The 1,109-nt window shown below is 48.5% G+C and carries 1 protein-coding gene; it reads right to left on the reverse strand.

Annotation, left to right across the window (positions count from 1 at the left end; genetic code table 11):
* Positions 1 to 64: 64 nt before the first annotated feature.
* Positions 65 to 1,109 (reverse strand): alpha-helical endospore appendage domain-containing protein (locus tag AB1L17_RS31360; protein WP_412848828.1); only part of this gene is annotated, 1,045 nt, incomplete at its 5' end.

Raw genomic sequence — 1,109 nt, forward strand, 5'->3', positions numbered from 1 at the left:
ATTTCCTTTTTTATCTAATTAATATTCACAACTCAGGGACTTGCCATTACCACATGACTATTATTTAGCAATTATTCGGCGTAGCCGGAATCCAATCCAGAATCTGATTGAAGCGTTCCAGAAGAAGCACTTCCTGTTTGGTTAGTGTCTTAATCAAGTTCCCCACTGAAGAATTGGCTTCGATGATTTGCGTGATGTTCGCGTACGAAGGTGTAACTATGGTTAAGTTCAGTGTCCCAAGTATAGCTTGCAGTTTTTCTGCTTCCGAATTCATTAAATGTGCCTGAGCCAGTTCTTCCAAGGCAATCGAAGCCAAATTTATGGCCAAATATTGTTTCAGCGTCTGGATGACGAGCACATTGGAGGCTCCAAAACCTGTAAGGACGGGACTGTCCGGAGACATCTGATATTGGTATTCAAACAATGCTTCATTGACGAATTGACCAGAAGCAGGATTGCAAATAACGAGAAGCTGGTATTCAATAACAACCGTTTGCCCGGCTGCGACAGTACCCAGGCTTAAATTGGACGGATCTGCTCCCGGTTGCGGGACTCCATCGATCGTTACGCTGTTGGCCACCAGGGTTGTTCCTTCCGGAGAAGCATCGAACATGACGACAACATTGGCATCGGCCGTGCCTGTGTTGGTCACGACAACCTGATACGTAATGACGTCACCTGGCTGGGCGACCGATATATTGGCCGATTTCGTCACGTCAAATTTCGGAGCGTTGACATCGATTTGCAGCCCTAGTCCGTTAATCAGATAGGCGTCGCCAGTCGTTGTACCCTGGATGACGGCGCTGGATTGAGAATTGATCAAAAATGCGGATACGTCAATGTTGGTGATGTCATAGCCTTGCCGACGTCCGTCGGCGTTGGAGCCGATCGGCTGATTCAATGTGCCGAATGTTCCCGTCGTATTTAGCGTTCCATCGTCACCATTGATTTGTGACACGAAAAAATTATCGACAGGGTTGTTCGGACCCGAAACAGGATTTAAAGTTCCGATCGTCGGCCCAAATAGCAACTCATCGCCGGTCCGATTCGAATCGCCTTCCAGGGCGCTGACCTGCAATCTCCCGCTGACGGCGCCGCTGGTCGGGGTA

The organism is Brevibacillus jepli (assembly GCF_047229145.1).
Lineage (GTDB): Bacteria > Bacillota > Bacilli > Brevibacillales > Brevibacillaceae > Brevibacillus.